The following is a 16,896-nucleotide window of genomic DNA, read 5'->3' as shown; positions in this document are numbered from 1 at the left end:
TCATCAGCTTCCATACCTGTCAGGCTAGACTGACAGGTATAGTTCCGTCAACCTAGCCTGACAAGACCAGTCCGCGGGTTCCAAAGATCTTCGCCGACTCGGGCAACTGGACACAGGCACAGCTGCCTGGTCGAACTTTGCCGAGCAGGGCAACAAAGGTGGTGTCCAGGGGGTTGTGGTCCTGCCTTCTTTCGTCCTTGTCACTGAGCCGAAGTGGACGCTGCCGCTTATTCGGCCAGCGTATTGACGGGCACACTGCCGTCATGGCAGTTCTGACAAGTTCGTGACGCGTTGCCAACAAAACTTTAGGTGCTCGTCGCTAGGATAAAGACGAAACTAAAGGTGCACCCCGCGCACCTGGCAGCGGGATTCCGCCTCCCGCACCCTGGCACTACCAACTCACCATCCCGCACAACGAGAAATGAATATGGAACTTCTTGACGCCCACACAGTTGTGATCTCTGCCGTCCTCTTGGTGCACATCACAGGTGTGATGATCGTGGCCGCCTCGATCGCTGGCTTGGTGATCTCACTCTTTACCGTCGTACTCGCCGTGCACTCCGTCCGTACCACGTGGGAACTGACGCAAAACTGGCGAAGCAGAGGCCGCTTCGAAGGCAGTTTCAACAAGGTTCTTGGCTCGTTGAAGGCAGGCGTTCTGGCAGCACGTCCGTTGATTGCTGCGGCGCGGCGGCGGATCAGCCGGCTGTCATCGTTCAAGCCAGAGTAAGGGCCGAACACGGCAAGGCTCAGCGGATAGCCAGACCCACCGCCGCCAAGCGAGCTCACCGGCGGCGACTTCTGATCAGCCGATCAACGCCGTGGCCGCAGAGTAGCGCGCCAGTGCGGTGTACGCAGTCTTTGTGCCTGTCACGCGTACTTTGATGGCGCTACCCTTGTCCGCCGCGACCAATTTGTATGTCTGAGCGGTGGCGCCCGAAATGGCGGTGCTTCCGCGGTACCACTGGTAGCTCAGCGTCACGGGCGCAGGACCCCACGTGCCGGGGGTCGCGGTGAGCGTGCTGCCCACCGTGTTGGTGCCCGACACCGCAGGAACCGGAGCCGTTAGGGTCCCGGCAGCGACCGTAGCCGTCGCAGCGGAAGTCTTCGCCGCCGTTGTAAACCCGGCTTTCGAACCCGTGACTTTGACCGTCATGGTCTTACCCAAATCAGCCGCAACCAACGAATACGCAGCTGACGTTGCACCCGTGATCGCAACACCACTCCGGAACCACTGATAAGCCAACGTCACAGGAGCAGGACCCCACGCCCCCGGAACAGCCGTCACCACCGAGCCAACCTTCACCGTCCCGGAAATCGTCGGCACCGGAGCCGTCAACGTCCCGGCAGCGACAGCAGCCGTCGCAGCGGAAGTCTTCGCCGCCGTCGTAAACCCGGCCTTCGAACCCGTGACCCTGACCGTCATGGTCTTACCCAAATCAGCCGCAACCAAAGAGTATGTAGCAGAAGTAGCACCCGTGATCGCAACACCACTCCGGAACCACTGATAAGCCAACGTCACAGGAGCAGGACCCCACGCCCCCGGAACAGCCGTCACCACCGAGCCAACCTTCACCGTCCCGGAAATCGTCGGCACCGGAGCCGTCAACGTCCCGGCAGCGACAGCAGCCGTCGCAGCGGAAGTCTTCGCCGCCGTCGTAAACCCGGCCTTCGAACCCGTGACCCTGACCGTCATGGTCTTACCCAAATCAGCCGCAACCAAAGAGTATGTAGCAGAAGTAGCACCCGTGATCGCAACACCACTCCGGAACCACTGATAAGCCAACGTCACAGGAGCAGGACCCCACGCCCCCGGAACAGCCGTCACCACCGAGCCAACCTTCACCGTCCCGGAAATCGTCGGCACCGGAGCCGTCAACGTCCCGGCAGCGACGGTGACGGTGGCCTGGCCGTAATAGGGCTGCAGGGGCCAGTCGTGGACACTCAGCCGGGCAGTGACTTTCTTGCCGGCGTCGGAGGTTTGGAGGAGGAACGTCGGCCCGTTTGACCTGTAGTCCTGCACGCCGTCGACGAACCAATCGTAGTAAGGGCCAAAATCTGGGGCGGGATTCAGGGTGCCGTGGTCAACGGTCAGGGTATTCCCGGCGCGGGGCGTTCCCAGAAGGGTGAAGGGCTTGGAGGCCGTGACGGCGTCGGCGCCGGATTTTCCGCCGTGTACCGAGGTGGAGTACGACGCATACCCGGTCTTGGTCCCGCTGACTTTCGCCCAGATGTCGTACCCGGCATCAGCTGCGGTGGGAACGTAGGCGGTGGTGGTGGCTCCGGCAATATCCTGGATGGCGGCGCCGTCCTTGGAACGCTGCCACTGGTAGGCGAGGGTCACCGGAGCAGGACCCCAGACGCCGGGATCAACGGTCAGTTTCTGTCCGGCCTGGGCAGAACCGTAAACGAACGGCCTGCCAGGTGCCAGCGACAGCCCTTCGACGTCCAGCTGCATGGTCAGCTTTACACGTTGGCCGGCGACGGTTGCTGTCAGAACAGTGGCCGTGTCCTTGGTGGGCGTGTTGTCGTAGCATTCGGCCTTGTAGCGTTTGTCGCGGGGCGCGCCCTCGTAAACCGTGTCCGAAACGCACAGCTTGTACTTCTTGCCAACCGTCATTCGCCAGTAAATCTTGCCCTGCGCATTCGAGGTCAGCGGGCCCATCTGAGGTCCGTCCCAGGCTGCCGTCGCGTCGTTGTAAACCCACGGGACATACCCGACGTCGGCAATGGGCGCACCCGCAGGATCTACCACAGTGGCCTCCATGAGGGTTTCATCCTTGAGGACGAAGTTCACGTTGGTCCACTTCACACCGGGCGGGACGGTAGCCGTGCTGTAGGTGTCCACAGTGCCAGTGCCGGTCCAATACTGTTCCAGGTAGAGACGCTGGCCCGACTCGTCCCGGACGCTGATGTATGCCTGGTTGGGCGGAATCTTGGTGAGGGTGAAGTAGCCGTTGGCGTCGGGCGTGGTGCTGCTCACCTGTCCGCCGTTGTTGGGTGACGCTGAGACGGACACCGCCGTCACCGGCTGGCCGGCCTTGTTGGTGACCCTGCCGCTCATGCTGCCGAACGCTTCCAGCTGGGGGTTATACGTGGTGGTGGGGGCAGCATCGGTGACGGCGACCGGCGTCGAACCGTACGAACTGGACTGGTTCACATTCCACTCACCGGCGTAGGTAGCGGAGCAGGGTCCGCTACTGCACGTGGTCCACAGCTTGTAGCTGCCAGCAGCCGGCACGTTAAAACTGTACGAACCATCGGCTGAGGACCACGCGCCGGCTACCAAGGAGGCGCGGTCGTCATTGGTGTACGCCCCCACCCACACGTCGCCAAGCGCAGTGGCCGTTGCAGTGGCCGTCAGTTTTCCTTTGACCACACCCTTGAAAGTGTAGGTTGCGGCCGAGGCGGGTGCCGCTCCGGCGAAAAGGCCCGCTGCCACCAGAACGGCGGTCACCAGGGCGGCCCACACCCCTTGCCGTGTCCTTCGAAGCGGATGGTGAGTGGCGGGGCGAGGCAACGGCATGGGTAAGGTCCTTTTCCCCAAGAAAGTGACTGAGCGGACCGAGCGGTCCCCTGTCATCCTAGGCGTCGGCCCCCGGTAGTGCCATGGGGAGATCTGCCCAGTGCGCTGAGGCGAGGAACTCACGACGGCGGCACTCGGCCCGGTGGGGCCGGTTCAGTACCTCGCTGGGACGGGACTGCTCGGCCTTGCTCCGCGTGATTGAATGACGACGACCCTGAGCTCTTCCACAGTTCCCTGCAAAGACCTCAGCCGCCCCCGCCAACACGATCCGGTAAACCCCATCCGACTCGCTAGGCTGGCCACATGCCTTCGCCGTGGACTTTCCTGATCGCCCTGCATGCCATCGCAGCGGGCTACGCCCTGATCTTCGGCGCAGTGAACCTGCTTCGCCGCAACAAAGGCAGCGCAGCGCACAAGACGCTGGGCCGCATCTGGGCGGTAGCCATGTACATCGTGGTCCTCACCTCCTTCGGGATCCGGACCATCGACGGAGGATTCAACTGGCTCCACGCGCTATCCGTCCTGACGTTCTGCACCCTGACCATGGGCCTGTGGTCCGTCCGCCGCGGCAACATCCGTGCCCATCAGCGGTTCATGACCGGCAGCTACTTCGGCCTCGTCGGAGCATTCATCGGCGTCGTAGCCGTGCCTGACAGGCGACTCCCCCAAATGGCCATCCACGACCTTGCCGGCCTCACACTCTGGGTAGGGGCCCTCGCGCTCACTGCCGGCCTGGCCGTCGCCGGGCTGATGCAGCTACGACAGAAGGCCAGCGTTGCCCGTGCAGACGGTTGAATGAAGTCCGTCCAGTCGTCCCGGTACGCTGGCGCTAATCTCGAGCGCTTGGCGAGACGGGGTACATGAGACGCCACCGGCGACACCACTCTGCTTGCCGGTTGCGTCGCGCTTCTTAAAGCCGAGGACGTGGACGAGCAACTAATCCTTTCCCTGGGCCGCCTGCAAGCTGGGCCTGAGCGGCGGCGGGACCGGGCAGGAGTCGCGGCTCCGGTCGTTGACTTGTGCCACTCCATACCAACTGGGTTACCGTTACCCATCGAATAAGTGACGCCACAACGAAAGGGTAGCTTTTGGGGGCAGCTTTCAGCACGGCCATGTTCAGCATCGCTTTCCTGGTCGTTGCCGGGCTCCTGAAGATGTTGGCTTCACAGATCGAGGCGGGGCAGTCCAAACCAAATCCCACTTTCGGCATACGGTCCAAGGCAACCATGGCCTCCGATGAGGCCTGGATAGCTGCGCATGAGGCTTCTTTGAGGATGTTGAGAGGGATAGTCGTCTTCTTGCTCGTGTGCACGGCAGCCCTGTGGGTTCTCTTCGCCGTCCTGCCCAAGGATGACGCCAGCGTGCCGTTGATCTTCTTCACTGGCCTTGGCGTCACTGCAGTCCTGGTCGTGCTTCTCATGCGGATGTACCTTCAGGCTGATGCTGTCGCAACCAAGATCGGTTCGGTTACAAACTAGAGCCGCCCGTTCGGCGTTTGCCACCGTACGTGGAGACGCTGCGGTGGCTCGGGGCATCGCAGACCGGGCAGGACGCCGGACAGGCACCGCTGAGACCGGAAAGGCTTGAAAGATCCAGAGCGGTTAGGGGAACCACCCACCTCGGTGGTGGACGAATCTGCTTGCCGATGGTTTGCCGGGCTATGGCGTCCGGACGACGGGCCTGGAACAAGCTCCCACAGTCACCGACTCCCACCTGGTCCGCGCCGAGCAGACGGCTGAAGCCGCAGCTTTGTTGGACGCCGCCGAACTACAGCTGGCCGTCCAGCACCGCTTCGTCCTAAGCCGGTTCAACAAAGCTGATGCCGAGATCATCGCCGAGCTGCAGGTCCGCCATTTTTCCGAGTTCCAGGAGGCAGAGGCCGTTGTTGCCTCGCGCTTGGCCTCACCGGCAGTATGGATGCGCGGAGCAACCAGGGCCTACAGCGAGGCAGTCCTTGAACCAGCCGAGATGGACGGAACTCTGGTAGAGAAACTGGTCGCTTCGCTTAAATCACTCATGATCGTCATGGCGGCCTTGGTTATTGTTGTGGGCCTTATGGTGACGATAGCCCCCGCTGTCCCTGCCTGCTCATCGTCCTTTGCATGTTTGTGACCATGCGCGGCATGCAGCGGAGACTGGCACGGACGTTCCGGCTGACAATGTGACAGGCACCGTGGCTCCTAGGGGTTGAAACCACACGCGTTACGTCACTTCGATGGCGCAAGAGCTGCGGACCAATGCGGCCCATCCGTAATTCCCGCTCGCCACTGGTGCTACTGTTTGGTCGTCCTCTCTGCGGAGGACGTCACGCGCCAGAAGGGGGATGGTTGGGACTATGAAGCCCAGAGCGAAGACCGAGGCTCTGACGGAGAGAGTCGTCCCGGAATGGTATTACTGGATCGGTGTGGTTGTCCCTGGAGCTTTGATGATCCTCCTCTGCGTCAATCGGACCCCTGTGTTTGGACTATCCGTGTGGGTAGCAAATTTGCTGGTCCTTGCCGTGTGTGCAGCTGGCGTCGGAAGTGTGACTTATTGGGGATCAAACTTTGCGGCCGCAGTTTCAATGGGTTGCACCATCATCGGAGGTTCCATGGCTCTGGCAGTGCTCTCCCACCTCGTTCCGGTCCTCGGCTTGACAGGAGGGGCGCTCTGGACGGGCTGCCCTATCGGGCTCTTGGTTGGCTTGGCTCTGACCGCCGGCGAGTATCGATAAGCTCCGCCGTCTATCTCCTGGACAGGCTGGGTATAGCGCCGCAGCTATCTGGCACCATCAGCGAAAGAGTCGTCTGAGAAGCTACTGGCGGGCCTGGAAACCTCCGGTGGATCCAAAGCCACCGGTACCACGGGCGGATTCAGCGAGCTTTTCGACTGGCACGAACTCTGCGACTTCGATGCGTTGGATTAGCAAACTGGGCGATCCTGTCACCTCGCTCGAATTCCACGGCGTTGTCCTTGTCCGTGTTCAGGAGGCAGACCTGGATTTCGCCGCGGTATCCGGCGTCAATGGTGCCTGGGGCGTTGACTACGGTGAGGCCGTGCTTGGCGGCCAGTCCGGACCGTGGGTGGATCAGCCCAACGGTTCCGAGGGGCAGGCCCACGGCTACGCCGGTCGGTACAAGCTTTCGTTCCCCTGGGGCCAAGCTGAAGTCAATTGTTGTGCGATGGTCGGCGCCGGCGTCGCCCGGTTGAGCGTAGGAGAGTACTACGAGGGTGTCGTCGAGCCTCTGGAGTTCGACGGTCAGGGCGGCCGTGCCTACGGCTGTGTCAAGGGTCATCGTTCTCTTTCAGTAGGCGTTGCGCTCGGTGCGCATCGCGATCTTCTTTTCTTTGGCTTCGCCCCTCCCTGGAAGCAAAACAGGAGTTATGCTAGTCGTTGGATTTATTGCTCGGTTTTGGGGAGACGGACGTGGGAATCGCTTTGGACGGCATGGCTGCTAGGCCTCTAAGGCTCGCTGCCGGACCCCTATTCTCCGCAGAGATCGCATGATGGACCAAATTTCAGCATCCACGGGACCGAACAGGCGACCAGTACGCACTGGCCGGATCATAGGCTTCGGGATCCTACTGGTGGTGATCGTGCTCCTGGCATCATGTGTGTACAGAGTTACCGCCCCACTCGCTACTCCGAATGTATTCGGTTTGGACCGCAAGCTCACCTCAATACCCTGCGTCACTTGGATAGACAGTGATCCCCGTGGCGGGAAGATCGCAGTGAGGGGACCTCTCGTGAAATACCGGATCGGCGTCTCACCGGCGTGCACCGCATCTGAGGTGGAAAACATCTTGTGGACCATGCGTGAGGGCGTGGGAGACACCGGAGCCTATCTGGAGGACTGGACCCTGTTTGTGGCTCAGACTGAGGAAGCGCGGTACAGTGCCTTCTCCGATGATCTGGAGATAGGCAGGCTAAGCGGAGAAGGCAGCCTCTCCTATGAGCAGATTCAACACCTTGCCTCAAGCTGGGTGACGCTCCATGAGTTAGATCCAGTGAGCCAGCTGGACTCCCGAAGGGAATACAACGAGGACACCCGGGAGTATGAGCTTCAGATGGCGGTATCCCTCAACATGACTCCAGAGAAACTGGAGAGGGTCACCACTGTCATTCCGACAGAGCTGAACTCAAAAACCACCCACTGGAGGATCACCACGCCAACTACCGGGGCCGTGTCCGAGAAGGCGAATGACTTCAGTCCTGGTCGACTACTCCTGGATACCTACGGCCAGCTGCCGGATCAGGGATTGATTGCGCTGGGAGTTGCGGCCAGTAAGACATGGCAGGGTGACACTCCGGACGGCACCTATGTCACCGTGACCTCGAAGCCATGGGACCCTCAAGGCAGAGTCAACCAGACCGTCAATGTCGAGGTGTACAACGTGAGCGACGTGCAGCTCAGCCCATGGGAGAAGGACATTCTGCAGAACACGTTGCCACCGATAGAACAGACCGGTGTTTGGCCCCATCTAGCCTCGATGATTGACAGGCTGGACGCCACTGGCCAGCCGTTCAGCCTGGGGGTAGAGCTGAGTTCCGAAGAGGCCGAACCGTACACCATTAGGCAAGGCGCAGGCTCGGACATTAGTGGCCACCTGACCTCAAAACAATGCAACGTCACTCCGAAGGCACATGAGGTGTGGAATATGATCGATCAGCCGCTCTACGGGTACTGGCTGAACCCTCAGCGCCCTCGCACTCCAGAATCGTCCGCATCAAAGTATTGCCCCGCCGGGGCTTCGGCAGGAGCCGAAGGAAGTTGATGAACCCGCACGAACAGGCGGCACAGAAGCCCTCGAGGAAACGCCGGTCCCAGGGAAGGAAGACTCTTGCGCGGCGGCTACCGATCGTGCTCTCGGCTGTGATTCTGCTGGGGTTCATCGCCTATGGAATCAACCTGCAGCTTGACCATTCGAGGCAAAAGGCCGAGATCGAAGCCAAGGTCGAATCCGAAGGTGGCCAGGTCCTCGATCTCAAGTGGGGCAACGGGTATCGCGCTGCTTCAGGATGGTCGAACGGCCACGTCGACGTTCTCTTCGAAGGTCAGCGAAGCCGTTGCTCGCTGGACGGCCTGCAGCGTAACCCTGCAGTGTTCGAATGCGACCCCGCCGTCAATCCGTAGGGGCCCCGGGTTAGACACCTGGAGGCTCTTGCCCAAGGAGCCGGATCATTCCGTGGCCACCCTCGTGGACGAACTCCGCATACAACACAAAGGTCTTGCCGTTGGCCCGCTCCTCAGCCCATGTCAGCACCTCAGGGACATCTGCGACCTCGGTCAGTTGCCACTCCGGGCGTTGCGGTTCAATTCCGAAGAGGAAGCTCACGCCCGGCACAACACTTTCCTCACCAACAGGAAAGCCAAGGAGTACTGCGTCGCACCGCTTCCGCTTTTGAAGTCATAGACCGCTGACAGCTTCAAGTCTGGTCTCTCGCGTCTGTCATCGCACCAGGACATCTGCGGGCGGCATGACTCAGATCCGGGTGACCTTCCAAGGCTTAATGTAGGCAAACATAACCACCGTCCCGGCCGTCACCAAGACAGGAAGCCACAGGAAGAACGCACCAGCCCCTGTACTGAGACCCACAATCGCGATCCACCAGCAGAGCACCGCGGTGAAGCTCAGCAAGATCAGTACGGAGTTGCTCGGCGCCCTCAGGGCGTTCATGCCATCAGGAGTGGGCGTGCCGAGGTGCCGGGCGTGCTCGCGTCGGCGTCGCTTCGCCGCGGCGACAACGATCCCGGCGGCTGCCAGCGCTGGGATGGTCAAGAAGATTGCACCTGCAGGGCTGTTCACGATTCCGAGGAGTGCGATGCACCAGCTCAGTGCTGCTGTGAACACTGCGAGTATCAGCAGATTGGAGCGCATCGAACCCCGCCTTGGTGTCAGTGCTTCATGTTGACTGCTCACAGCCGCTCCCCTACGCGAAATTCCTGTCCTCGGTCTCTCCATGAGAGCACTTTCCGCAGGCTTTGGGGAGAGCGGCCAAGCCATCCATCGCGAGACCTGCACGTGGCGCTGGTATTGGCGGTCTTATATTAGGAATGCTGTGCCAGCTGCGGGAACTTGTTCTCCCACAAATCCCGGACTCGAACGGGAAGCATCAACTCGCCCCATACCTTCACCAAAAGGCTGGCGTTGAGCAGTTGCTCCTGATCTACCCGTGTGCCTTCACGCAGGATCGCCTGATATGCCTTGTACACACCTTCGAGCTGTCCCAGATCACAATCAGCCTCCGGCCCCCAGTGAACGTGGTGCGGCAGCTTTAGAACGCCCTCCCCCGGCCCTTGCAGGGTTTCAAGGCTTTCGGCCACCTCGTACGGGATCACGTCCTGAATCAGGACGCGCGATTCCTTCGAGTGGTGGCTCTGGTTCCTGGGCTCGAGGGTAGGCATCTCTCGTGCCTGCTAAGTGGATTTCCTAGCAGTGCCTTTGATGGTTGCTAGATACGTTCCCACACCGAGAACAAATGAAGTGGCTGCGGCCGCAGGCAAAGGGATGTTTCCGTTCACCCATAGTGCGGCAAAAAGCGAAAACACTGCCACCAACACCCCTGCTAGAACAGCGAATAACTTGGTCGTGCCCTTGGTCCCCATGGGACGATCCTACGCGTACCCGCTAGCTCCCCCGCAAGATGGCCACTTGAACTCTCGCCCTGCTTGCCGCATAGCCAGGCTCTGTGCGAAGCCCGACGTGAGAACAAACGCCGCTGATATTCTCAATCACGCCCATTATGAGAAAATCACGAAGACTCTTCTCAAAGGACACCATTGGCCTCCCAGTCCCGACATCATCGAGGCCCTGGATGCCTTCGCCGACCGGGCAGGACGCCGGAACAGGCACCGCTAAGCCGGAAGAGCTCGACTCCAAGGTGGTCAGGGCCGTCACGGCACACTAGAGCATTCCGTACCCGCGGTGCGTGGCTGGCCTTGCGAACGCTCAGACTTTCGGGAGTCTGGTTCGCGACTCTCCTGGCCTGGGGTTTCGGGCCGATGAACTGCCCCAGAACAAGCCAAGCAATCGTCACCACCAACGCGACATTGCCACAGGCCAGGTTGCCGCCTGTGACACCGTTGATGTCCAGCCACAGAACAATATCGGCCACAAGGATAGCCAAGGTGATTGGCCACAGCGGGCGCCGCCACGCATACATTCTCTGTCCCAGCACTTCCGGATTCCCCCAAACAGTTGATACTCCCGGGACCCTGGCCCGCGCGGTGCCCAGTCTTCAGAGAAGGCGCCAACTCCGCAAGTCACACGGCTGGAGTCGCAGGACTGACCGCTCATGGCAGGCACTTGCTGAAAGCAAGCACTTGACTTGACTTCGACGACAAACGGGCCTTGGCTGAAAGGGTCCGAAAGCAAGATTCGTTCAAACGGATCACAGTTGGGGCCGAACATTGGATTCTGCCAGTGCGCAGATGCTCATACGGCCCACAGACAAATATTGGGGAAAAATGAAGATATTGGGGAAATCCTTCGAAGAAAAACGAAGGTCAAGAAATCACGGCGTGTCCGCGCTAAAGATGCACGGCAAGCCATCATGGCCAGCGGTGCTCTCGCCGCTGTAATAATGCTGGTGGCAGGCGGTGCCACTGCCGCTCAAGCCACCGAGAAGTTCGACCCTCTTGCAATAGTCGAAGCACAGGGCCTCCTGCAGGGTAAGCTTCAAGCTCAAGCGTCGACGCTTAAGAACAGCATGAAGCAAACCGACGCGTCCCCAGAGGCATCGGTAGGGGGAGCAACCACCGCACAGCCCGTGTCAATTGCCCCGGTCTCCGGATCGAAATCAAGCACGGTCGATCGACTTGGCGCCGAAGTAATACATGAAGACGGCTACGGATTCGTTACTGGCACAGGCACAAGCGGAACGAACGCCAGTTTCGTTGTAATCGAAAACGAAACCGCGCCGGACGCCTTTGCGTTCCAGATTGGCGATCCTTCGACCACTCTGACATTGGTAGACGACGGGAGTGCATTGGTTCTGAATGGATCCGGTGAAGTCGTTAACTACCTGGCCAAACCGTGGGCACGGGACGCGGCTGGGAAGGAACTGCCCACCCACTACACGGTGAATGGCAACACCATTACTCAGCACGTTGATACGACCGGCGCGCAGTTCCCTGTGGTTGCCGATCCTACGACGGGTTGCGGCTTTGGTTGGTGCTCGGTGTACTTCAACCGTGCAGAGACTAATGGAATTGCTGCCGGTGGCGCCGTTGCGGCCGGCGCAGCGTGCGCCCAACTGAACCCTGCGGCCGGCGCAGCATGCGCCGTAGTCAGCGGAGCAATCGTTGTGGTCGCACAGGGAGCCAACGCCAATGGAAACTGCGTCGGAATTGTTGGCTATGGCGTGCCCGGGGCCCTGGCAGGCTGGAACCCATTCGTCGAACCCCGAGGTACCAGCCACTGTCCATGACCCAACCCCATGAAAGGATAATAGGATGATCTCGATGCGCACCTATCGAATTGGGCTCCTCGTGCTCTGTGTACTATGCGCAGTGCTGACCCCCTTCGCTGTACTCGGACACGTGTCTCCAGAGTTCAGCAATCTCGCGCTAGCGGCCGTTGTCGGCTGGATCATTTACGGCGCACTGATGCGGCAGCGACGTAAGCAGCAACCGATCAGTCAACCCAAGTGACGCCGAGCCCGGGGCCACCAGTACTAGTGGCCCCGGGCTTCCGGTCTAACAAAGTGAAAGTCCATCTTTTCAGTTGCTGGCGGCGCGAGCTACCAAAAACAACCGAGAATTCTCCGTCGGACTATAAGTACCCCCGGACCATTGCGCGTCGCTCACGAGCGATATGAGCGCATGCCTGGACACTCTCGACTTCGGTCCTTGATGATCTGATTCAGCGTCTCGTCGTCAGGACAGGGCTGATCGTCGTACGGGCACCTGCCCTCTGCCAGCGCCGCCAGACCACCGATAGCTTCGATGCACATCGTGCAGATTACGTTGGCTTCCATCATGATCGAGGGGTCGGACTCCTCGTACCCGCATGCAGCCTTCCGCCATTCCAGGTCCCGGCAGCAGATCACGTGCGCCAGCTCGTCAGGGTTGTCCTTCAGCGCGAACTTCGCCTCCCAGGCCGGCACCCTAACAAGCTCCATCGCCCCGCCCTCAGCCAGCATCGAAGTATCGCCCGTAGTCTCAGTCATGCTCCCCCCCAATCAAGGGACATCGTACCCAGCGGCTCCTGCTGTGGCACGGAAGGCCGGGTACTGCCGGTGATGCGTCGAGCGGGCAAGTGCAAGCCTGGGTATTCAAGAGTCCAAGCTGATTACCGATCCTCGGCCCCTTTCATGGGGACGTTATAGAGCAACGGGCAACCCTCAGGACGGTGCGGTAGTGCTCGTCGGTAGGACGACGAGGTGCTCGTCGCTCGGCGGAATGATGGGGCCAGCGACCAAGATGCGCTGGGCATCCAGGACCAGCCAGCGACCGCATTGCCGTTGGACGCCAGCCAACACCGATTAGGACCCTGAGCGTCCCTATGTTGTCTCGGTCCATCGCCGCCCTCAGGGCCTTCTTCTCTGACTGCATGGTTCCCTCTATGCAGCTGGGGAGCCCGCTGGTGTCGTCGGCCTTCTTGAAAGCGTGTAGTAAACGTGTAGTGCCCTGCATTTCAAACACGAAAAACCCCTCCATCCCGGCAAAATCGCCGGTACGGAGGGGTTCGTGGAGCCCCCTGTCGGATTCGAACCGACGACCCCCGCTTTACAAGAGCGGTGCTCTGGCCAACTGAGCTAAGGAGGCACGCTTCGGTTACCCAAAGCAACGCGCGAAAGAGCGCTAGATAAGGTTAGCCCAGACCATCCCCGTCAACGAAATTCGCTGCCAAGCAGCAGCGGCCGGCCACCCGCAAAGGGTGACCGGCCGCCGTCGTGCATTCCGCGAGGGTTAGCCCTTGGCGGTGATTGCCGTCTGGATCTCGGCGTTCAAGTCAGACCTGCCGTCCCACTGCTTGCCGTCGATGAACACGGTGGGTGTTCCCGTGACGCCGATTGCCGCAGCTTCCTGGGTGGCAACCTTTACCCAAGGCCGGAACTGCTTGCTGTCGATGCAGGAGTCAATGTTGGCCGCACCAATTTCGGTAGCCATTTTCTTGAGGTCGTTGTCGGAGATGCCCGCTCCGCCTTCAGCCGGCTGACGCTCGAAGAGCAGGTTGAAGAATTCCGCGTACTTCTCCGGCGAGGAGTTCACTACACAGGCGGCAGCGTTGGCTGCGCGTGAGGAGTAGTTGGTGGTGGACTGGCGGTCCAGGAAGCCGAGGGCTCGGTACTCGACGGAGATCTTACCTTCGTTGCGGAGGTTGGTGAGGGACTCTCCGTAGGCGGTCTCGAACTGCTTGCACACGGGGCAAATGAAGTCGATGTAGGCAACAACCTTGACGGGCTTGCCTGCCTCAGCCTCGGCACCCGGCGCGGTGACCGTAGCGGGCTTGGTTTCAAGGGGAGCGGGGACGTCGGCCACGTTGACGGTGGCAGGTTCCGATTTCACCACCTCGGTGTTGGCCAGCAGCGTAATGCCGCCGTGCACGTTGCCGTTGGCCGGCGTCGGACCTTGATCGGCCACAGGTGCGTTGTTCTGCACATTGCCAATAACCACATACGCAACCACAGCGATGATGACCACCACGGCCACCACGATGCCCCAGCCGACAAGAAGCTTGTTCCGCTTCTCCTTCTTCAGCTGTTCTTCGCGGATTGCGCGCGCTTTCTCCCGCGCCTGGGCGGTTCTTTCGGCCTTGGACAGGCGTGATTCGTTTGCGGGGCTCATCAGTTCCTCGGGGTATTCGACGTCAAAGTGCATTAGCTAGGGCAACGGGGTCAGTTTACGGGAGCAAACTTGAAGGTCTGCCCATGCCTCGTGACCCGGTTGTTGAACGATCAAGTGCCTGGGATGATTCCGCTAGTAGGCTGGGAGTTGAGTCACAGCAACCCCAGGGAGCATTAATGCAGGATCCTGCAAGCGACAAACTCAGTACCGAACAGGGCACCAAGGCCTCTCCAACGAAGAAGCCCACGGCGAGCACGTTCGATTTCATGGTGGTCTCCAACAGGTTGCCGGTGGATCGCATCAGCGATGACAACAAAGAAAGTGGCTGGCGCCGCTCGCCCGGCGGCCTGGTCACAGCGCTCGCGCCGATGATGACAAAGTCCGACGGCGCGTGGGTGGGTTGGCATGGGGCCCCGGACGAGACTGTGCGCCCGTTCAGCCACGAAGGCATGGATCTCCTGCCAGTTCAGCTGAGCAGTGATGACGTTGAACTCTTCTACGAGGGCTTCTCCAACGCCACCATTTGGCCGCTCTACCACGACGTCATCGCTCCGCCGGAGTTCCACCGTACGTGGTGGGATTCCTACCGCAAGGTCAACCGGAAGTTCGCCGACGCCGTCGCCCGCCATGCAGCGGACGGCGCCACTGTGTGGGTCCAGGACTACCAGCTCCAGCTTGTTCCACGGCTTCTGCGCGAGTCCCGCCCGGACTTGAAGATTGGCTTCTTCAACCACATCCCGTTCCCGCCGCCGGAGATCTTTGCGCAGCTCCCTTGGCGTCGCGAAATCATTGACGGTTTGCTCGGCGCAGACCTGTTGGGCTTCCAGCGCCCCAGCGACGCCGGAAACTTCATGAGATCGGCCCGCCGCTTCCTGGGCGCAAGCGTCAAGCAGCAGCAAGTCCACGTCAAGGGTGCCAACGGCCAGGTCACCCACATCGCGCGGGCCCAGGCCTTCCCGATTTCCATCGATGTTGCCCAGATCCGTGAGCTCGCCGCGCGGCCGGACATCATCGAACGCGCCCGGCAGATCCGCAAGGACCTGGGCAATCCCAAGACCATCCTCCTGGGCGTGGACCGCCTGGACTACACCAAGGGCATCAGGCACCGGCTCAAGGCCTTCGAGGAACTGTTGGCGGACGGCCACATCAAGGTGGAGGACGCCACCCTGATCCAGGTGGCCAGCCCCAGCCGGGAGCGGGTTGAACAGTACAGGCTTCTCCGCGAGGAGATCGAAGGCACCGTGGGCCATATTAACGGCACCTACGACACCATCCAGAACACGGCTGTCCGCTACCTGCACCACAGCTACCCGGTGGAAGAAATGGTTGCCTTGTACCTCGCGGCGGACGTCATGCTGGTCACAGCATTGCGCGATGGCATGAACCTGGTTGCCAAGGAATATGTCACCGCGCGACAAAACGACGACGGCGCGTTGGTCCTCAGCGAGTTCGCCGGAGCTGCTGATCAGCTCAAGCAGGCGTTCCTGATCAATCCGCACGACATCGATGGCCTCAAATCGACAGTCCTCAAGGCCATCACCTTGGATCCCAAGGAAGCCCGGCGCCGTATGAAGCTGATGCGCAAGCAGATCCTTGACCACGACGTCGATCATTGGTCAGCGGAGTTCCTGGCTGCCCTCGAAGAAAAGGTAGTGCGCGATGACAGCTGAGAAATTATCCCTTTCGCCCGAGCTACTGGAAGCAGTCCGGCGCATTTCCAGCACGGAGCACCTCTTGGTGGCCCTGGACTTCGACGGCACCCTCTCCCCCCTGGTGGACCACGCGGACGACGCACGCCCCCTTCCACGTTCGGCCGCGGCCTTGGAGGCGCTCGCGGAACTCCCACGCACGACGACGGCACTCATCTCAGGCCGCGCACTGGACAGTCTGCGGCTGGTCGCCTCGCCACCGAAGAACACGCTGCTGATCGGTAGCCATGGAGCTGAGGCCTGGCTCGGTGAGGGATCGTTAGGGCTGGAACTGGACGAGGAGCAGCGCACGAAACTGGCAGCCGTCCGTGAGGTTCTTGCGGAAATCGTGAACATCGCTCCGGGAACGTTGCTCGAAGACAAGCCCGCCGGCGTCGTCCTCCACACCAGGCTGGCGGACGACGACGTTGCCGAGGACGCCGTCGAGGCCGCCACCCGAGTGTTGCGCGAGCACCCGGGCGTCTACCTGAAGACGGGCAAGCGCGTGCTGGAAACCTCAGTAGTCCATGCATCCAAGGGTGAGGCTGTGGAGTTTCTACGCCAGGCCACGGGTGCAACAGCCATTCTGTTTGCCGGTGACGACGTCACCGACGAGGATGCAATGGGCCGGCTGATGGGCGATGACGTTGGCATCAAGGTGGGTCTGGATTTCACCCAAGCGCAGTACCGCGTGGAGGCCCCGGTGCACGTGTCGGAGCTGCTCGAAGCCTTGCTGCGCGAGCGGCGACACGTCACCGAGGCAGCTCAATGAGTGACGAGCGCAACATGTGATGTTCGTAACATTTAGGTAGTTAGTCAAAAAGTCTGACATACTCTTGGTTGTGATGTGACGCACAGTACCGTGCGGCGTCACACGATCCTCCCCGGCCATTGGCCGGGGAGTTCAACT

Annotated in this window: 15 protein-coding genes, 1 tRNA gene and 1 pseudogene; 9 read left to right on the top strand and 8 right to left on the bottom strand. The window is 60.8% G+C overall.

Annotated features, from left to right (window positions below):
- Positions 1 to 427: 427 nt before the first annotated feature.
- Positions 428 to 730, top strand: a complete 303-nt coding sequence (locus tag AR689_RS12260) for a hypothetical protein (RefSeq protein ID WP_062070518.1) — start codon at positions 428 to 430, stop codon at positions 728 to 730.
- A gap of 75 nt (positions 731 to 805) precedes the next feature.
- Here AR689_RS12260 and AR689_RS12255 read toward each other — a convergent pair whose 3' ends face one another.
- A complete protein-coding gene (locus tag AR689_RS12255) occupies positions 806 to 3,526 on the bottom strand; it encodes a carboxypeptidase regulatory-like domain-containing protein (RefSeq protein ID WP_197412868.1) in 2,721 nt (906 codons plus the stop codon).
- A 303-nt stretch (positions 3,527 to 3,829) separates the two neighbouring features.
- Here AR689_RS12255 and AR689_RS12250 point away from each other — a divergent pair, with 303 nt between their 5' ends.
- The 3 genes from AR689_RS12250 (at position 3,830) to AR689_RS12240 (ending at position 5,638) form a co-directional block, all read left to right on the top strand.
- Entirely contained in the window at positions 3,830 to 4,321 is a 492-nt protein-coding gene (locus tag AR689_RS12250) for a DUF2306 domain-containing protein (RefSeq protein WP_062070516.1), read from the top strand.
- A gap of 293 nt (positions 4,322 to 4,614) precedes the next feature.
- Positions 4,615 to 5,004, top strand: coding sequence for an SdpI family protein (locus AR689_RS12245; protein ID WP_062070515.1), 390 nt, complete (start codon positions 4,615 to 4,617; stop codon positions 5,002 to 5,004).
- Between the two features lie 172 nt (positions 5,005 to 5,176).
- Positions 5,177 to 5,638 (top strand): hypothetical protein, encoded by a 462-nt coding sequence (locus AR689_RS12240; RefSeq protein WP_062070514.1) that lies wholly within the window; start codon positions 5,177 to 5,179, stop codon positions 5,636 to 5,638.
- Between the two features lie 682 nt (positions 5,639 to 6,320).
- Here the strand turns inward: AR689_RS12240 and dut are convergent.
- Positions 6,321 to 6,801, bottom strand: a pseudogene (gene dut, locus AR689_RS12230) (dUTP diphosphatase).
- A gap of 364 nt (positions 6,802 to 7,165) precedes the next feature.
- Here dut and AR689_RS12225 point away from each other — a divergent pair.
- Both AR689_RS12225 and AR689_RS12220 read left to right on the top strand, forming a co-directional pair.
- The gene (locus AR689_RS12225) at positions 7,166 to 8,281 is read left to right on the top strand and encodes a hypothetical protein (RefSeq protein WP_156424592.1); all 1,116 of its coding nucleotides are present in this window, start codon (positions 7,166 to 7,168) and stop codon (positions 8,279 to 8,281) included.
- On the top strand, positions 8,281 to 8,640 hold the full coding sequence (locus AR689_RS12220; RefSeq protein ID WP_062070508.1) for a hypothetical protein: 360 nt from the start codon (positions 8,281 to 8,283) through the stop codon (positions 8,638 to 8,640). The genes AR689_RS12225 and AR689_RS12220 overlap by 1 nt, the downstream gene beginning before the upstream one ends.
- Before the next feature lie 10 nt (positions 8,641 to 8,650).
- Here the strand turns inward: AR689_RS12220 and AR689_RS12215 are convergent, their stop codons facing one another.
- The 3 genes from AR689_RS12215 to AR689_RS12205 all read right to left on the bottom strand — a co-directional run bounded on the left by AR689_RS12215 (position 8,651) and on the right by AR689_RS12205 (position 9,912).
- Complete coding sequence (locus tag AR689_RS12215; protein ID WP_062070506.1) at positions 8,651 to 8,851, bottom strand: hypothetical protein; 201 nt, start codon at positions 8,849 to 8,851, stop codon at positions 8,651 to 8,653.
- A 138-nt stretch (positions 8,852 to 8,989) separates the two neighbouring features.
- A complete protein-coding gene (locus tag AR689_RS12210) occupies positions 8,990 to 9,385 on the bottom strand; it encodes a hypothetical protein (RefSeq protein WP_231745507.1) in 396 nt (131 codons plus the stop codon).
- A 170-nt stretch (positions 9,386 to 9,555) separates the two neighbouring features.
- Entirely contained in the window at positions 9,556 to 9,912 is a 357-nt protein-coding gene (locus AR689_RS12205; RefSeq protein WP_062070502.1) for a hypothetical protein, read from the bottom strand.
- A gap of 1,148 nt (positions 9,913 to 11,060) precedes the next feature.
- Here AR689_RS12205 and AR689_RS12195 point away from each other — a divergent pair.
- The gene (locus AR689_RS12195) at positions 11,061 to 11,936 is read left to right on the top strand and encodes a hypothetical protein (protein ID WP_062070500.1); all 876 of its coding nucleotides are present in this window, start codon (positions 11,061 to 11,063) and stop codon (positions 11,934 to 11,936) included.
- Between the two features lie 375 nt (positions 11,937 to 12,311).
- Here the strand turns inward: AR689_RS12195 and AR689_RS12185 are convergent, their stop codons facing one another.
- The 3 genes from AR689_RS12185 to AR689_RS12175 all read right to left on the bottom strand — a co-directional run bounded on the left by AR689_RS12185 (position 12,312) and on the right by AR689_RS12175 (position 14,298).
- Positions 12,312 to 12,677, bottom strand: coding sequence for a hypothetical protein (locus tag AR689_RS12185; RefSeq protein WP_156424591.1), 366 nt, complete (start codon positions 12,675 to 12,677; stop codon positions 12,312 to 12,314).
- Positions 12,678 to 13,198: 521 nt separating this feature from the next.
- A tRNA-Thr gene (locus tag AR689_RS12180) sits at positions 13,199 to 13,275 on the bottom strand.
- A 144-nt stretch (positions 13,276 to 13,419) separates the two neighbouring features.
- Positions 13,420 to 14,298: a DsbA family protein gene (locus AR689_RS12175; RefSeq protein WP_062073767.1), complete on the bottom strand. Its 879-nt coding sequence runs from the start codon at positions 14,296 to 14,298 to the stop codon at positions 13,420 to 13,422.
- 176 nt (positions 14,299 to 14,474) lie between these two features.
- Between AR689_RS12175 and AR689_RS12170 the strand changes: the two genes are divergently transcribed.
- Both AR689_RS12170 and otsB read left to right on the top strand, forming a co-directional pair.
- Positions 14,475 to 15,968, top strand: a complete 1,494-nt coding sequence (locus tag AR689_RS12170) for an alpha,alpha-trehalose-phosphate synthase (UDP-forming) (RefSeq protein WP_062070496.1) — start codon at positions 14,475 to 14,477, stop codon at positions 15,966 to 15,968.
- Positions 15,958 to 16,758 carry a trehalose-phosphatase gene (gene otsB, locus AR689_RS12165; RefSeq protein ID WP_062070494.1) on the top strand — a complete coding sequence of 267 codons (801 nt, stop codon included), beginning with the start codon at positions 15,958 to 15,960 and terminating at the stop codon, positions 16,756 to 16,758. The genes AR689_RS12170 and otsB overlap by 11 nt, the downstream gene beginning before the upstream one ends.
- Positions 16,759 to 16,896 lie beyond the last annotated feature (138 nt).

This window comes from Arthrobacter sp. EpRS71 (genome assembly GCF_001512285.1).
Classification (GTDB): Bacteria; Actinomycetota; Actinomycetes; order Actinomycetales; family Micrococcaceae; genus Arthrobacter.
Note: the sequence above shows the minus strand (reverse complement) of the source record. Positions and strands in the feature narration are given on the sequence as shown.